We start from the raw sequence: 15759 nt of genomic DNA, 5'->3' as shown, positions 1-15759 counted from the left end.
TCCTACTTGGCTACGCCGACGGCGCGGGACTCGCGGATGACGACGACGCGGACCTGGCCGGGGTACTGCATCTCGTCCTCGATCTGCTGGGCGATGTCGTGGGCAAGCACCGTGGCCTCGGCGTCAGAAATCTTCTCGGGCTCGACCATGACGTGAAGCTCGCGGCCTGCCTGCATCGCATAGGTCCTCTCGACGCCATCGTGGGCGTTCGAGATCTCCTCGAGCTTCTCGAGGCGCTTGATGTAGGTCTCAGCGGACTCCCGGCGCGCACCGGGGCGGGCTGCGGAGATGGCGTCTGCCGCCTGAACGAGCACGTCCAGGACCGAGCTGGGCTCGACGTCCGCATGGTGCGCCTCGACGGCGTGGACGATCTCGGGCCTCTCGCCATAGCGACGACAGAGGTCGGCGCCTATCACGGCGTGCGGGCCCTCGACCTCGTGGTCGATGGCCTTGCCGAGGTCATGCAGGAGGCCCGCCCGCTTCGCGGGTGCCTCGGGGATGCCGAGCTCCGAGGCCATGATCCCGCAGAGGGCGGCGACCTGGACGGAGTGCGAGAGGACGTTCTGGCCGAAGGAGGTGCGGTAGCGGAGCGCCCCAAGGGTCTTCACTAGCTCGGGGTGCAGGTCATGGATGCCACAGTCGAAGGCGGCCTGCTCGCCGGCCTCCTGGACGCGCTCGGAGACGAGGGACTCCGCCTTCTTGTACATCTCCTCGATGCGAGCGGGGTGGATGCGTCCGTCCGCGATGAGGTTCTCGAGGGCGACGCGGGCGGTCTCGCGACGGACGGGGTCGAAGCTCGAGAGGATGACCGTCTCGGGCGTGTCGTCGATTACGAGCGAGACGCCCGAGACCTGCTCGAAGGTGCGGATGTTGCGCCCCTCGCGGCCGATGATGCGACCCTTGAGGTCGTCCGAGGGGATGTGGACGGAGGTGACGGTGATCTCTCCGGCCTGGTCCGCCGCGCAGCGCTGGATGGCGGTGGTCACGATCTCGCGGGCGGTCTTGTCGGCCTGGGCGCGCACGCGCTGCTCGGACTCCCTCAGAAGCTGCGCCTCCTCGCGCACGGACTCGGCGCGCACGCGGTCGAGCAGCTCCTTGTGGGCGTCCTCGCGCGTGAGGTCGGCGATGCGCTCGAGCTCGGCAGACTGGCGCGCGACGAGGCCGTCGACCTCGACCTTGCGCTTGTCGAGCTGCCCCTGAAGGCTCGAGAGCTGGTGCTCCTTGCGGTCGAGCGAGTCGTTGCGCCTGTCAAGCGACTCCTCGCGCTGCATGATGCGGCCCTCGAGGGCCTGGAGCTCGGCCTTGCGGGCCTTCTCCTCCGCCTCCGAACGCTGCTTGAGCTGGAGTATCTCCTCGCGAGCCTCGATGAGCGCGGACTTCTTGGCGGAATCCGCCTCGCGTCGGGCGTCGTCGTTGATGCGCCGCGCCTCGGCCTCCGCGTCGCTCACCGCCGACTTGGCGGCGATCACCTTGGCGTTGCTCTGGCTGTTCGCGTAGAACCACGCGGCGGCGGCTCCCAGCAAGAGACAGATTGCCCCGATTGCAATAGTCATGGTTGCTCCTCTGATGGTCGTGCGTTTGCGTAGGGTTCAGGAGACCCCCACGTTAGGGGGAACCCGCCATCCAAGGGGCAACCCGTCCACTGGTATGCAAAAGATCGGATAGAGAAGGTCATATAAGACGTCTGTCGTGCATCCGACGGACGAGAGGCAACTCAAATGGCACGATAAATCATAAGTTTAGGCGGCCCATGCGTCAAACAGACGTACGGTGAGCGTCGCCCGTGACGGGCCCCAGCCGGACAAGGAGTCCGAGTGATGGGACCTCAGGACCCTCCGTCGTCCTCGTCCAAGACCCTTCTCGCGGCGCTCGACGCGACCGCACCGGAGAAGCCGCGGCCCATGAGGAAGCGCACGCACTGGGCGTAGGGGTCCCTCCCCCTGAAGGAGCGACGGAGCGCGACCTCGAAGGCACGCTCGCCCTCGTCCTCGGGGTCAAGGTAGTCGTAGGGCCAGCCGGGAAGCTCGCCCACCTCGATGCCGCGACGGGCGAGCTCGAGCTCGATGCGGTGCCTTCCCCAGCCGGCGGACAGCTTGGACCTCACGAAGACGTCTGCGTAGCGACGGTCGTCTATGAGCTTCGCCTCGGCATAGCGTGCCACGAGCTCGGAGCACAGGCGACCGGGGTAGCCATCGTCCCTGAGCTTGCGCTCCATCTCTTGCGAGGAGTAGTCCCTGCGGTCGAGCAGGGACTCCACGCGCCTGCGCGCACAGTTCCCCTCGACCTCGGAGAGGACGTAGACGAGCTCGGCTCTCGAGGAGGGGGGCTCGCTGCGGTCTGCGAGCGAGCGTTCGAGCGCCTTGGCCACCGCGACGGGTAGGGAGAGGGTCTCCTCTCCCCTCTCCGAGCGGATTGCCAATGTGGCACGGGGCCTCCTCGCCCCGAGCACCGCGGCCTGGCGCTCGGGGAGAATCAGCTTCCAGCTGACGCCCGCCCCCCGTAATTCGACAGAAGGCATGCCAGGAGGCTAGGAGAGCTCGCCCTGCGAGGACGTGTCGAGCGAGACGGGCTCGCCCACGCGCTCGTCGCCCAGCTCGAGGCCGCAGGCCATGCGCACCTTGTGGTCGATCTCTTCCATGAGGTCGGGATTGGCGGCGAGGAAGTCCTTCGCGGCCTCCCTGCCCTGCCCGAGCCTCTCCACGCCATAGGTGTACCAGGCGCCGGACTTCTCGACCACCTCGTAGTCCACTGCCATGTCGAGGAGCGAGCCCTCCTTGGAGATGCCGGTGCCGTACATGATGTCGAACTCAGCCTGCTTGAAGGGTGGTGCGACCTTGTTCTTGACGATCTTGACGCGGACGCGGTTGCCCACGTTCTCGCCGTTGCGCTTGATGGAGTCAATCCTGCGGATGTCCATGCGCACGGACGAGAAGAACTTGAGCGCCCGCCCGCCGGGCGTGGTCTCGGGGCTGCCGAACATGACGCCGATCTTCTCGCGCAGCTGGTTGATGAAGATGCAGGTGGTCTTCGACTTTGAGAGCGAACCGGCGAGCTTGCGCAGCGCCTGGCTCATGAGGCGGGCCTGGAGGCCCACCGTGGTGTCGCCTATCTCCCCCTCTATCTCGGCCCTGGGCACGAGGGCGGCGACGGAGTCGACGACCACCACGTCTATGGCCCCGGAGCGCACGAGCATGTCACAGATCTCGAGCGCCTGCTCGCCCGTGTCGGGCTGCGAGATGAGGACCTCGTCGATGTCGACGCCGATACGGGCGGCGTATCCTGGGTCGAGCGCGTGCTCCGCGTCGATGAACGCGACCACTCCGCCCAGGGCCTGCGCCTCGGCGAGGATCTCGAGCGAGAGGGTCGTCTTGCCCGACGACTCGGGGCCATAGATCTCTATGATCCTCCCCCTGGGCACGCCGCCGATTCCGAGCGCGGCGTCCAGGGCGAGCGACCCTGTGGGAATCGCCTCGATCTCCAGGTCAGGACCCCCGTCGCCGAAGCGCATGATGGCACCCTTGCCGAACTTCTTCTCTATCTCTGACGTGGTGGCGTCGAGGACCTTGTCCCTCTCCTCGCCATAGGTCTTCTGGTGCACCTCGCGCGTGACGCTCTTGCTCTTTGCCATGGGCTCTCCTCGCTTGTCTTCGTAGCGAATGGTATACGAACATGCGTTCTGGGTCAACGGTCAAGGACAGCATACGACCGAAGGCTCGCGGGAGGCTCGCTGGCAGCTTGCAGCAGTCTGGCGCCAGCTGCAGGCCAGCCGCGCCCACCCCTCGCGAACTGCGAAAAGGAGGTCCAGCGAGACGAGGCTGCCAACAGGGGCCGGCCTATGCCGAGGCGGGCGTCACAAGGGCTTCACGTAGGAGGGAGAGCGCGACGTGGACGGCCTTGGCCCGCACCTCCTCGCGACCCCCCTCGAAGCGGCAGAGGCGGGAGGCGCTCGCGCCGTGCGCGGAGGAGACGCCAAACCAGACGGTGCCGACGGGCTTGCCGGGCTCCGCGCCTCCGGGTCCGGCGATTCCCGTGACGGAGACGCAGACGTCTGCGCCCAGCACGCGCCTGGCGCCTTCCGCCATCATCCGGGCGCACTCGGAGGAGACGGCACCCAGGGAGGGCTCGTCGAGCACCTCCGGAGAGACGCCCAGGACCCTGCGCTTGACCTCGATGGCGTAGCTCACGACGGCGCCCCGCACGACGGCGGAGGAGCCGGCGACGGAGGTCAGGGCAGCGGACACGAGCCCTCCCGTGCAGGACTCCGCCGTGCCGACGCTCAGCCCCGCCCCGACCGCCGCGGCGACGACCGCCGCGGCCTCGCGTCCCAGCTCCTCCCTGGTGGGAAGGGGGACGTCCGACGCCCTAGTCATCGGCGTCCTCCTTGATGTACTTCCACGACTTGGCGAAGTAGTCGACGCCCGACCAGGCGGTGAGGACGACCGCGACCCAAAGCAGGGCGAACGAGATCGCGGACACGACGAAGGCGACGCCCGAGATGGGGATGGCCCTCAGCAGGAGGAGTCCGGAGATCGAGACCATGGTGGTGGCGGTCTTCCACTTGCCGAGGCTGCTCGCGGCGATCACCACGCCCTTGGAGGCGACGACCATGCGCAGCCCCGACACGAGGAACTCGCGGGCGACGACGACCAGGAGCACCCAGGGGCTCACCATCTGCGCCTCGAGGAGGTAGCAGAGCGAGACGACCACGACGAGCTTGTCCGCGATGGGGTCGAGGAACTTGCCGAAGGTCGTCACCTCCCCCCTGCTACGGGCGAGGTGCCCGTCGAGCTTGTCGGTGAGCGAGAGGAGGATGTAGAAGACGGCGACCACGAGGGCCCCCTCGTAGTGGTTGGGGGCCGCCCCCCAGTCCCGCGAGAGTTCGGCCACGAGGAGCCAGACGGGGACGAGGACGACGCGGGCGCAGGTGACGACGTTCGCGGGCGTCCAGATGGACTTCTTGCCCTTGGACATTGGGTGCCTCCCCTACTCTACGATGCTGCCGACGAGCTCGTAGCAGAACGAGTCCTCGAGGCGAACGCGCACGACGTCTCCCACCGCTGCCTCGCCGCAAGGGATGTGCACCGCCCCGTCGCAGTCGGGGGCCTGGAACCAGGCGTGGCCGACGAGCTCGGGGCCATCCTCGCCCTCCTCGACGCCGTCGACGATGACGTCGCAGGTCTCTCCGACGTGACGTGCGGTGGCGGCGAAGCCCAGCTGTTCGGCCACGTCGAGCAGCCGCTGCGCGCGCTCCAGCTTCACTCCCTCGTCCACCTGGTCGGGAAGGCTCGCGCCGAGCGTCCCCTCCTCACGGGAGTAGGGGAAGACCGAGGTGTAGTCGAACTCGAGCTCCTGGACGAAGTCGAGGAGCTCGTCGGACTCCTCCTCGGTCTCGCCGGGAAAGCCCACGAGCCCCGTCGTCCTGAGGACCATGCCGGGAATCTGCTCCCTGAGCCGGGCGAAGAGCTCGCGGAGCTCCGGCGCCGACCCGCTCCTTCTCATGCTTGCGAGGACGCGCCCGTTGCAGTGCTGGATGGGGATGTCTATGTAGGGCAGGACCTCGTCCACGTCGCGGATGGTGGCGATGAGCTCGTCGGTCATGCCCTCGGGCTGGAGGTAGAGAACCCTCACCCAGCCACCATAGGGCCGCACGACCCCTGCGACCGACCTCAGGAGCGAGGCGAGGGTGAGTCCCTCGCCCAGGTCGCTCCCCCAGATGCCGGTGTCCTGCCCGATGAGCACGACCTCTCGCACGCCGCCCTCCATGAGGCCCCTGACCTCGTCCAGGATCTCTTCCTCCGGACGGGAGAAGTAGCGTCCGCGAATGTAGGGGATGGCGCAGAAGGCGCAGAAGCGGTCGCAGCCGTCAGAGATCTTGACGTAGGCGCTCGCGCCCTCGACGGTGCGCAGGACGCGCCCCACGCCCAACGCGACCTCCCCCTGGGGGGCCTCCTTGCCCAGGACGGACCTCACGACGTCGACGATGCCATCTTCCTCGTCGGCGCGCACGAAGGCGGCGACCTCGGGGAGCTCGGAGGGCAGGCTGTCGCCATAGCGGGAGGGGACGCAGCCGCACATGACGATGGGGAGCTCCCTCACGCCCCCGCGCGAGCGCTCCGCGAGGTCGAGCGTGGCGTCGATCGACTCGGAAGTCGCCGAGGCGAGGAAGGAGCAGGTGTTGATGATGGCCACGTCGGCATCGTCGACGCCCTCGGCCTCGCCGAAGCCGGCGGTCCCGAGGAGCGCCCTCATGCGATCGGTGTCGACCTCGTTCTTCGCGCAGCCAAGGGTGACGTACAGGCAGTTGCTCATGGTTTCCTATCTGTAGTTCGTGAACTGGAGGGGTTGGCCGTAGTCGCCGTCGCGCAGGTGGGAGATGACCTCCTGGAGCACGTCGCGGGAGGCGGAGCTGACCCTCAGCTTGTCACCCTCGACCGTGGGCTTGCACTTGAGCTTGAGGTCGCGGATGTCCTTGGCGATGCGCTTGGCGGTGTCCTGGTCGATGCCTTGGACGAGGTGCCCGCGCTGCCGCACGGAGGAGCCGGCCGCCGGCTCGGGCTTGTCCCAGCGCAGGGCCGCGAGGTCGATCTGGCGCCTGGCAAGCTTCGAGCCCATGACGTCGATGACCTGGGAGGCCACGAACTCGGACGGGGCCGAGATGGTGAAGACCCCCTCCTTCTTGGAGAACTCGATCGTGGCGCCGGTCTGCCTGAGGTCGTAGCGCTGCGTCAGCTCGCGCGCGGCCTGCTGGTACGCGTTGTCCGCCTCCTGGAGGTCGACGGTCGAGACGATGTCGAAGCTAGCTTCCTTGGCCATGCTTCCTCCCCTTCCTGGTGGTTGAATGCGATGGGTCCCTGGGGCAGCGCCTACTCGACGGTGGAGCCGGAGGACTCGTCACCGCTGGTGGACGCGGTCCCACCCTCGCCTGGCGCGTCCGAGGCCGACGCGTCGGAGGAGGACGTGTCGGCCTTGCCCTTCGCCGTCGACTCCGCGGGATTGGCCGAAGGCTTCGTGCCCTGGATCGTGATGGAGCCTATGCCGGACGACTTCGAGCTGAAGGACTGCTGGGTCCCGTTCTTGGTCACGATCGCCGCAGTGGTGTCGCTCACCTGCACGGTGATCGACTCCGTCACGACGAAGCTCTTCTCCCAGGGTCCCGTGACCTGCTCGGCGATGACGCTCGTGCCGTCGCTCTCTATCTCGAGCCAGGTGGTCGCCCCGTCGGCGACCTTGACGTCCACCTTGGTCTCGGTCTCGGCCTCCTTGGCCTCCTTCTGGGCTTTGGCGTCCTCGGCGGCCTTCGCCGCCTCGTCCGCAGCCTGGCTGCTCTGGCCCTGCGTGCCGGACGTCGTCGCAGTGGTTTCGGACGACGAGTCGGTGGGCGTCGTGCTCGTCGTGGTGACGGCGACGGAACGGGCGTCGGAGGAGGACGGGGCGCGTACGCAGGACTTGACCGACCCGATGATGATCAGGGTGAGGAGCAGCGCACCCGCGATGACCACGGTTGCCATGGTCCGCCGGGCGTCCGAGAAGTATGCCTCGACGACCCCCGCGACTCCCGAGCGCCGTGGGGCGGCGCCCCTCCCCCGCTCCCTCAGGTTCTCCCTTCCCTCGCCTCCGCGGCGCCTCACGTTGGGGCGCTCCGCGCGCGCGATGTTGCGGGAGGAGCGACGCCCCGTGCGCGTGGAGGCGGCCTCATAGGGTCGGGCGTCCCCGTAGCGCAGGTCGTCGGTGTAGGCGTCCGCGTCAACGAGGCGGGTGGTCACCCTGTCGGCGTTGCCCCGGGGCACCACGACCTCCTCGCGGTAGCTTCCGGGGATGGCGCGCCCCTGCTCGGGGCGTCGGCTGCGGTGCGTCCGTGCTCTGGAGCCGGGGCGGCTGCTGACGTCACGTCCCGTGTAACGCCTCGTGGGCGCGGCAGGCAGGTCCCCGCCGACGTCACCGCCCTGGTGGTAGCGCGAGGGACTCTGCCGTTGGTTGACGAGCGGGCTCGACTGCTGGCGCGAACGGACGGGGGAGGTGGTCGCGAAGCCCGTGACGTCGCCCGCGAACCCTCCCGAGGTGGGCAGGAGCCCGCGCGAGCCCTGGTAGGGCCTCCTGGGGCTGGAGCTCCCGGGCACCTCGTAGCTGGCCTCCTCGCCCCCGTGCTTACCGTCACGCCCACGCTCGTAGTCGAAGAGGTCGGAGGAGAACTGCCTCACCACGCTGCGGGGGGACAGGCCCAGGTAGCGCGCGTAGGACGAGAGCATGCCCTGGGCGTAGCCGCTCTTCGGCATACGGCCGAAGTCGCCGTTCTCGAAGGCGATGAGCACGTCCTCGCGCAGGCGGAGCACGCGCGAGGCCTGGGCCACGGAGAGCCCCAACTGCCGCCTTCTGTTGACCAGCATCTCGCTGAAGCGAGGACGCGGCATGCTACACCTCCCGGTACTTCTCCTCCTGGACCCTCAGGTCCTCCAGGCCTTCCTTGTCGAGCAGGACCTCGCGTGGCTTCGAGCCGTCCGGAGGTCCGACCACGCCCTTACTCTCGAGCATGTCCATGATGCGGCCGGCCCTAGCGTATCCCACCTTCAGACGGCGCTGCAGGCCCGAGGTGGAACCAAGCCTAGAGTCCACAACTATCTGGGCGGCCTCCCAGACCAGGGGATCGTCTCCCTCCTCGCCGTCGGAAAGGGGCGAGCCGGAGGGCTGGCCGGGGACGACCTGCGAGAGGATCTCCTCGTGGTAGTCGGGCTCGCCCTGGCTGCGGATGAAGTCCACGACCTCGTTTATCTCTTGGTCGGAGGTGTAGCAGCCGAGGACGCGCTTGGGAGAGAGGCCCCGGTCCTTGAAGAGCATGTCGCCGTTGCCCAGGAGCTTGTCGGCGCCGGTCTCGTCCAGGATGACGCGGGAGTCGATGCCCGACGAGACCTTGAGGGCGACGCGGGAGTCGATATTCGACTTTATGAGGCCCGTGACGACGTTGGCCGAGGGGCGCTGCGTGGCGATGACCAGATGAATCCCCGCCGCGCGGGCGAGCTGGGCGATGCGCACGATGGAGGCCTCGACGTCCTTGCCCGCGACCATCATGAGGTCCGAGAGCTCGTCGATGACCACGACGATGTAGGGCAGCGGATCGGGGGGGTTGTCCATCTCCGACAGCTTGCCCGAGACGCACATCTTGTTGTAGGCGCGGATCTCTCGCGCCCCGGCACGCTCGAAGACCTTGAGGCGCCGCTCCATCTCGGACACCGCCCACTGCAGGGCGCTCGCCGCCTGCCTGGGCTCGGTCACGACCGGGACGTAGAGGTGGGGAAGGCCGTTGTATCCCGCGAACTCGACGCGCTTGGGGTCGATCATGATGAGCCGCACCTGCTTGGGAGTTGTGCGCATGAGCAGGGACATGATCATGGAGTTGATGAGGACGGACTTGCCCGACCCCGTGGTGCCGGCGACGAGCATGTGCGGCATCTTGGCGATGTTGGTGACGACGGGCTTGCCCGCCGAGTCGCGGCCGATGGCCACCTCGAGGGGGCCGCCCTTGGCGTAGGGCAGCACGTCTCCCAGGTGCACGTTCTCGCGCTCCTTGTTGGGGATCTCTATGCCCACGTAGGAGGTGCCGGGGATGGGCGCGAAGATGCGGACCTTCTCGGCGGCGAGCGTGAGGGCTATGTCGTCTTCGAGGTTGCGGATCTTGTTGACGCGCTCGCCCTCGCCCATCTCGACCCGGAAGGTCGTGACCAGGGGTCCGGACACGTAGTCGACGACCTGGCTCCTGAGGCCGAACTCCTGGAGCGTCGCCTGCAGGCGGTCCTTGGTCTCGGACAGCTCGGCGATGGAGGCGGCGCTGGTCGCGCTGTTGGGGTTCGAGCTCAGCATCGAGAGCGGGGGCAGCTGGTAGCCCTCCTCGCCCTCTCCCGGTCTCTTGCCCGCCGGCGCGGGGGTGGCAGGCCGGGGCCTCGGTGCCGGCGCTGGCGACATCGCGGCCTGCGCGGGGACCGCCCTCTCCGCGTGCGAGATGGGCGCGTTCCGCGCGGTGAGGGAGGGCTTCTTGGGCGTGGGCCTGGCGTCCTCGGAGCGCCGCGTGCCGCGTCGCCTGCCGGCGAGCCGCTGCGTGGGGGCGACCGCCTGCAGGAAGTCTGGCACCGCGACCTCCTCGTCGGCCCCCTCGACGTCAAGGTCCGCATGCGAGGGCGCGGGGGCGGAGGGGGTCCGCTCCGTCTCCATCTCGAGCCCCTCGATGGGAGGGGTGGTTGCGACCTCTCCCGCGGGGCGCGCCACGTCCAGGTCGATGTTGGGATGGCGAAGCCTCCTGAGGAGCGTCGTCTTGGGCTCGGCAGAGGTCCCGCCATCCGCGCCGTCAGACGAATCCGTCCCGTCGGCACAGGTGCGGCCGCCCCGCGTGAGCACGCTCGTCTTGCGGGCGCCCAGGAAGGTGGTGGCACCCTCTGCGGGTGCCTCGGGCGCGAGGGGATCGGCGTAGTCGGGGTAGGGATCCTCTCCCCCACCTATGGGCGAGCGCCCTGCCTGCCGGCGTCGCACGCGCTCCTGCAGGCCCTCGCGGGCGGATTGGCTGGCCTCGCGCAGTCGGGACACCGCCCCGGACACGGAGAAGCCGCACACGATGGCGCCCGTCAACGCCACGCCGACGAGCACGACGTTGCCCACGGTCCTGCCCATGAGGCTGAGCAGCGCCCAGGCTATGGCGGCGCCCACGTAGCCGCCGCGCGTCAGGACCGCCTCCTTGTCGAAGACCAACAAGGGGTCTGCCTCGGTCGCCGCGGCCATGTTGACGGAGAGGAGCCCCAGCACCGCAAGCACCACGAGCAGCAGGCCCAGGGCGACGCGGCTGCCCATGGGCCCCTCGCCGTCCACGAAGAAGGTGAGCGAGAATATCGCGAGCGCCAGGGGCAGCAGGAAGGCACCCACGCCGAAGAGGAGCGAGAGGGTCTCGCCGCAGGCGCGGGTGACGGGAGCGGACGACGGGAGCAGGACCGCGATGCCCAGCGCGATGGCCACCACGAGCAGGGCCACGCCCAGGATATCGCTTCCCACGCTCCCCTTTGCAGGCAGCAGGCGCTGGGGGGAGGAGGCCCTTCCCCCAGCCCGTCTGCCACCGTTCTTCTTGCGCCTACCCTTCTGTGCGTTTGAGCTGCGGTTCGAGGGCATCTAAACCTCCATCACGACCGGGATGACCATCGGTCGCGTGTGCGTCTTCGTCCAGAGGAAGCCCGAGAGGCTGTTGCGCAGGGCCTTGCGAAGCTGCTCGAGGCTGGTCGCGTCCTTCTTGACGCTGGTCTCCATCTGGGACCTGACGCTGTCCTGCGCCTCCTCGATGAGGGCCTCGTCGCCCGAGAAGGCGACTCCCCTGCAGGCGACCTCGATGTCGCGGACCTTGCCGCCCCTGCGCTCGAACGTGACGACGCAGGTGACGAGCCCGTCGGTCGAGAGCTTCTGGCGGTCGCGGAAGACGACGGGGTCGGCGTCCGTGACGGAGAGACCATCGACGTAGACGATGCCGGACTCGACGGGGTCGCCCCAGGTGACCTTGCCGTTGCGCACCTCGAGCGAGTCTCCGTTGTCGGCTATGAAGATGTGGTCGGCGGGGATGCCCATCTGGGCCGCGAGCTTGGCGTGGGCACGCAGGTGGACGGCCTCGCCGTGGACGGGCGCGAAGTAGCGCGGCTTCGCCATGGCCAGCATGAGCTTGAGCTCCTCCTGGCTGCCGTGTCCCGAGACGTGCACGAGCGTGTTGGAGCGGTCGAAGACGGTGCAGCCGATCTTTGAGAGCGAGTTGATGATCCCCGCGACGCTCTTCTCGTTGCCGGGCACGGGGGTGGCCGAGATGATCACCGTGTCCTCGGAGGTGATGGTGATCGACTTGTGGTCTCCCGTGGCCATGCGGCCGAGCGCGCTCATGGGCTCGCCCTGGCTGCCCGTGCACATGACGACGATCTTCTCGTCGGGGAGGTCTGCCAGGTCGTAGGCGTCGATGATGTCGTCGTCGGAGATCTTGAGGTAGCCCAGCTCGCGCGCGACGCGCGTGTTGGTGACCATGGAGCGTCCCGTGACGACCACCTTGCGCCCCACGGCCACGGCCGCGTCGCAGACCTGCTGGATGCGGTGGATTTGGCTCGAGAAGGAGGCCACGATGACCCTGCCGGGCGCGTTCTTGATGATGTGGCGGAGCTGGGGGCCGACGGCGGACTCGGAGGGCGTGAAGCCCGGACGGGTCGCGTTGGTGGAGTCGGAGAGGAGGAGGTCGACCCCCAGCGTGGCGAAGCGGTTGATGGCCTGGTAGTTTGGCCTCACGCCGTCGATGGGGGTCTGGTCGAGCTTGAAGTCGCCGGTGTGCATGACGGAGCCCGCCGGGGTGCGCATGTAGACGCCCATGGCGCCGGGGATCGAGTGCGTCATCGCGAAGAAGTCGATGCTGAAGGCGCCAAGGTTTAGATGGGCGCCGTTGGTCACCTCGCGGAACTTGGGCGAGTTGATGCGGTGCTCGGCCAGCTTGCCCTCGATGAAGCCCAGGGTGAGCTTGCTCGAGTAGATGGGCACCTTGCGGCCCAGGTCCATGAGGAGGTAGGGCAGGGCCCCGGTGTGGTCCTCGTGGCCGTGGGTGATGATGATGCCGCGGAGCTTGTCCTCGTTCTCGAGCACGTACGAGTAGTCGGGAAGGACGAGGTCGACCCCGGGTTGCTCGTCATCGGGGAACATGAGGCCCGCGTCCACGAGCACGAGGTCGTTCTCGTACTCGAAGGCGGTCATGTTCTTGCCGATGCCGTCCAGCCCCCCGAGGGGGATGATCCTCAGGGGACTCTGCTTCTTTGCCATGTGCGTTGGGTTCCTTTCGTGGTGCGGTGGCATTTCATGTATGTGAGACCCGCCTCTGCGGGAAACGTTCCAGACATTCCTCTACCCATTGTAGCTGCCGCCAGTCACCCTTGTCCCTGTGGAGGGCAAAGCGGACGCATCCCACATCTGGGGTCACGGCACAGAAAAGGGACCCGCCGGCAAAGGCCGGCGGGTCCCAGCAGCCCCGTCAGTCGAGGGGCCGGGAGCTATCGTTCGGGACTAGCCCTCGTGGTGTCGACGGGGCTGGCGGCTCGCGGAGCCACCCCTGTCGCCAGGACGGCGGCCGGCGCGCTCGCGCCTCTCGCCCTCATGCTCGCGGGGCTTGGAGGAGCGGGCGGGAGCCTCGGGCTTGTCCAGGCGGTCCAGGCTGATCTTGCCCTTCTCGTCCACCTCGAGGACCTTGACCTTGACCTCGTCGCCGATGTTGAGGACGTCCTCGACCTTCTCGACGCGGCCCTTGGCGACGCGCGAGACGTGCAGCAGGCCGTCCTTGCCGGGAAGGAGCTCGACGAAGGCGCCGAAGGGCTGGATGCCCACGACGCGACCGTTGTACTCCTCGCCCACCTCGGGGACCTTGACGATGGCCTTGATGCGCTCGGCGGCCTCGTCGCCCGCGCCGTTGGTGCCGGCGATGAAGACGGTGCCATCCTCCTGGATGTCGATCGTGGCGCCCGTGTCGTCCTGGATGCCGCGGATGACCTTGCCGCCGCTGCCTATGACGTCGCGAATCTTGTCCGTCGGGATCTGGAGGCTGATGATCTGGGGCGCGTTCTCCTTGGTGGACTCGCGCGGCGCGGGAATCTGCTCGAGCATGGCGTCGAGGATGAACATGCGACCCTCGTGGGCCTGCATGAGGGCCTTGCGCAGGATCTGGGGCGTGAGGCCGGTGGCCTTGTTGTCCATCTGCATGGCGGTGATGCCCTTGGTGGTGCCGCAGACCTTGAAGTCCATGTCACCGAGGAAGTCCTCGAGGCCCTGGATGTCGGTGAGGACGACGGTCTTGCCCTCCTCCTGGATGAGGCCCATGGCCACGCCCGAGACGGGGCGCTTCAGAGGCACGCCAGCGTCCATGAGGGCGAGGGTCGAGCCGCAGGTCGACGCCATCGAGGAGGAGCCGTTGGACTCCATGACCTCGGAGACCACGCGGATGGTGTAGGGGAACTCGTCCTCGCTCGGAATCACCGGGAGAAGGGCGCGCTCGGCAAGGTTGCCGTGGCCGATCTCGCGCCTCTTGGGCGACCCCATGCGCCCGGTCTCGCCGGTGCAGAAGGGCGGGAAGTTGTAGTGGTGGATGTAGCGCTTGCCGTCGACGGGCTCGATGGTGTCGAGGCGCTGCCACTCGTTGAGCATGCCCAGGGTGGCGACGGAGAGCACCTGGGTCTGGCCGCGCTGGAAGAGGCCGGAGCCGTGGACGCGGGGAAGGTAGTCGGGCTTCACCATGAGCGGGCGAATCTGGTCGGCCGAGCGGCCGTCGACGCGCTCGCCGGTCTCGACGACCATCTTGCGCATGGCGTGCTTCTCGAGCCCCTTGAGCTCCACGGGGATCTCGCGCTCCCACTGGGCGCGCTCCTCGTCGGTGAACTCGGCGCGAATGGAGTCCTTGAGTGCCTCGACCTTGCCGATGCGCGAGAGCTTGTCGGCGTCCTTGAGCGCGGCCTCCATTTCGGCGTAGTGGGCGAAGACGCGGTCGTGGACCTCGGGGACGGGCACGTCGAGGACGTACTCGCGCTTGGCGATGGGGCCGTTGGCCTTCTCGTACTTGGCGATGAAGGCCTTCTCCTCCTCGCAGAACGCGGCGATCGCCTCTTGGCCGAAGGCCATGGCGGCGAGCATGTCCTCCTCCGAGATCTCCTTCGCGCCGGCCTCGAGCATGCTGATGAAGGTGGCGGAGCCGGCGAGCTCGAGGTCGAGGTCGGACGCGTCGCGCTCCTCGTAGGTCGGGTTCACGAGGAACTCGCCCGTCTCGGGGTTGCGGCCGATGCGCACGCCGGCGAGCGGCCCCTCGAAGGGCACGCCGCCCACGGAGAGGGCGACGGAGGCGCCCATGATGGAGATGGTGTCGACGGAGTTGACCTGGTCGGCCACGAGGGGCATGGCGACGATCTGGACCTCGTTGCGGAAGCCGTCGGGGAAGGACGGGCGTATGGGGCGGTCGATCATGCGGGCCGTGAGGGTGGCCTTCTCGGAGGGGCGTGCCTCCCTCTTGAGGTAGCCGCCGGGGATGCGCCCGACCGCGTACATCTTCTCGATGAAGTCGACCGTCAGGGGGAAGAAGTCGTAGTTCTTGCGCTCCTTCGAGACCACGACGGTGACGTTGACCGTGGACTCGCCGCAGGAGACCAGACACTCGCCTGTGGCCTGCTTCGCGAGCTCGCCCGAGCTGAGGGCGTAGTGCTTGCCGTAGAGGTCGAACTCGTGCGTAACCTTTGCCATGTTTCTTTTCCTCTTATCTCCGCCTGCCCCGTTGCAGGCGGGCCGTCTAACGCAAGGGAGCGCCCGCAGGCGCTCCCCTCTTGCACGCTTGTTACTGGATGTTGTCGCGGATGCCCAGGCTCTTGATCAGCGTGCGGTAGGCCTCGACGTCCTGCTTCTTGATGTAGGACAGGAGACGGCGACGCTGGCCGACGAGCATGAGGAGGCCGCGACGGGTGTGGAAGTCCTTCTTGTGGGATTTCATGTGCTCGGTCAGGCCCTTGATGCGCTCGGTGAGGAGGGCGACCTGGACGGCGGCGGAGCCGGAGTCCTTCTCGTCCTTGCCGTACTGGGCGATGAGCTCGGCCTTGCGATCCTTGGTGACTGCCATGTTGTGTTTCCCTTCTTCATGGATGCGCCCCGAACTGGGATGGCCGTCTGGCATGGGCGGGCCTCCAAGTACGGGGTATGACTGGAGAATCATAGCACGAGAAGGGCCACGCGGCCCGCCGGAGGGGC

At 68.0% G+C, this 15759-nt stretch carries 12 protein-coding genes; all 12 read right to left on the bottom strand.

From position 1 onward, the window contains the following. Positions 1-2: 2 nt before the first annotated feature. The 12 genes from rny to rpsO all read right to left on the bottom strand — a co-directional run bounded on the left by rny (position 3) and on the right by rpsO (position 15631). Complete coding sequence (rny, locus tag HMPREF1868_RS05260) at positions 3-1553, bottom strand: ribonuclease Y (protein ID WP_062531053.1); 1551 nt, start codon at positions 1551-1553, stop codon at positions 3-5. Between the two features lie 272 nt (positions 1554-1825). Next, on the bottom strand, positions 1826-2419 hold the full coding sequence (locus HMPREF1868_RS05255) for a regulatory protein RecX (RefSeq protein ID WP_062531051.1): 594 nt from the start codon (positions 2417-2419) through the stop codon (positions 1826-1828). A gap of 108 nt (positions 2420-2527) precedes the next feature. Then, on the bottom strand, positions 2528-3628 hold the full coding sequence (gene recA, locus HMPREF1868_RS05250; protein WP_009279263.1) for a recombinase RecA: 1101 nt from the start codon (positions 3626-3628) through the stop codon (positions 2528-2530). Between the two features lie 205 nt (positions 3629-3833). Continuing rightward, the gene (locus HMPREF1868_RS05245) at positions 3834-4370 is read right to left on the bottom strand and encodes a CinA family protein (RefSeq protein ID WP_009279264.1); all 537 of its coding nucleotides are present in this window, start codon (positions 4368-4370) and stop codon (positions 3834-3836) included. Next, positions 4363-4971, bottom strand: coding sequence for a CDP-diacylglycerol--glycerol-3-phosphate 3-phosphatidyltransferase (gene pgsA / locus HMPREF1868_RS05240; protein WP_062531049.1), 609 nt, complete (start codon positions 4969-4971; stop codon positions 4363-4365). The genes HMPREF1868_RS05245 and pgsA overlap by 8 nt, the downstream gene beginning before the upstream one ends. A gap of 12 nt (positions 4972-4983) precedes the next feature. Next, the gene (gene rimO / locus HMPREF1868_RS05235) at positions 4984-6309 is read right to left on the bottom strand and encodes a 30S ribosomal protein S12 methylthiotransferase RimO (RefSeq protein ID WP_062531047.1); all 1326 of its coding nucleotides are present in this window, start codon (positions 6307-6309) and stop codon (positions 4984-4986) included. Positions 6310-6315: 6 nt separating this feature from the next. After that, on the bottom strand, positions 6316-6813 hold the full coding sequence (locus HMPREF1868_RS05230) for a YajQ family cyclic di-GMP-binding protein (RefSeq protein ID WP_009279267.1): 498 nt from the start codon (positions 6811-6813) through the stop codon (positions 6316-6318). Positions 6814-6863: 50 nt separating this feature from the next. Continuing rightward, a complete protein-coding gene (locus HMPREF1868_RS05225) occupies positions 6864-8408 on the bottom strand; it encodes a helix-turn-helix domain-containing protein (protein WP_062531045.1) in 1545 nt (514 codons plus the stop codon). Position 8409: 1 nt separating this feature from the next. After that, positions 8410-11142 (bottom strand): FtsK/SpoIIIE family DNA translocase, encoded by a 2733-nt coding sequence (locus HMPREF1868_RS05220; protein WP_062531043.1) that lies wholly within the window; start codon positions 11140-11142, stop codon positions 8410-8412. Next, on the bottom strand, positions 11143-12807 hold the full coding sequence (locus HMPREF1868_RS05215; protein ID WP_009279270.1) for a ribonuclease J: 1665 nt from the start codon (positions 12805-12807) through the stop codon (positions 11143-11145). A gap of 240 nt (positions 12808-13047) precedes the next feature. Then, a complete protein-coding gene (locus HMPREF1868_RS05210; RefSeq protein WP_009279271.1) occupies positions 13048-15261 on the bottom strand; it encodes a polyribonucleotide nucleotidyltransferase in 2214 nt (737 codons plus the stop codon). A 91-nt stretch (positions 15262-15352) separates the two neighbouring features. Beyond that, positions 15353-15631 carry a 30S ribosomal protein S15 gene (rpsO, locus tag HMPREF1868_RS05205; RefSeq protein ID WP_009279272.1) on the bottom strand — a complete coding sequence of 93 codons (279 nt, stop codon included), beginning with the start codon at positions 15629-15631 and terminating at the stop codon, positions 15353-15355. Positions 15632-15759: the final 128 nt, after the last annotated feature.

Source organism: Olsenella sp. DNF00959, assembly GCF_001553055.1.
Lineage (GTDB): Bacteria > Actinomycetota > Coriobacteriia > Coriobacteriales > Atopobiaceae > Olsenella_I > Olsenella_I phocaeensis.
The sequence above is the reverse complement of the archived record's forward strand: the minus strand, read 5'-3'. Positions and strand labels throughout refer to the sequence as shown.

Coding starts and splice junctions, on each gene's coding strand:
- rny (WP_062531053.1), bottom strand. CDS start 1,553: ATGACTATTGCAATCGGGGCAATCTGTCTCTTGCTGGGAGCCGCCGCC.
- recA (WP_009279263.1), bottom strand. CDS start 3,628: ATGGCAAAGAGCAAGAGCGTCACGCGCGAGGTGCACCAGAAGACCTAT.
- HMPREF1868_RS05245 (WP_009279264.1), bottom strand. CDS start 4,370: ATGACTAGGGCGTCGGACGTCCCCCTTCCCACCAGGGAGGAGCTGGGA.
- pgsA (WP_062531049.1), bottom strand. CDS start 4,971: ATGTCCAAGGGCAAGAAGTCCATCTGGACGCCCGCGAACGTCGTCACC.
- rimO (WP_062531047.1), bottom strand. CDS start 6,309: ATGAGCAACTGCCTGTACGTCACCCTTGGCTGCGCGAAGAACGAGGTC.
- HMPREF1868_RS05230 (WP_009279267.1), bottom strand. CDS start 6,813: ATGGCCAAGGAAGCTAGCTTCGACATCGTCTCGACCGTCGACCTCCAG.
- HMPREF1868_RS05225 (WP_062531045.1), bottom strand. CDS start 8,408: ATGCCGCGTCCTCGCTTCAGCGAGATGCTGGTCAACAGAAGGCGGCAG.
- HMPREF1868_RS05220 (WP_062531043.1), bottom strand. CDS start 11,142: ATGCCCTCGAACCGCAGCTCAAACGCACAGAAGGGTAGGCGCAAGAAG.
- HMPREF1868_RS05215 (WP_009279270.1), bottom strand. CDS start 12,807: ATGGCAAAGAAGCAGAGTCCCCTGAGGATCATCCCCCTCGGGGGGCTG.
- HMPREF1868_RS05210 (WP_009279271.1), bottom strand. CDS start 15,261: ATGGCAAAGGTTACGCACGAGTTCGACCTCTACGGCAAGCACTACGCC.
- rpsO (WP_009279272.1), bottom strand. CDS start 15,631: ATGGCAGTCACCAAGGATCGCAAGGCCGAGCTCATCGCCCAGTACGGC.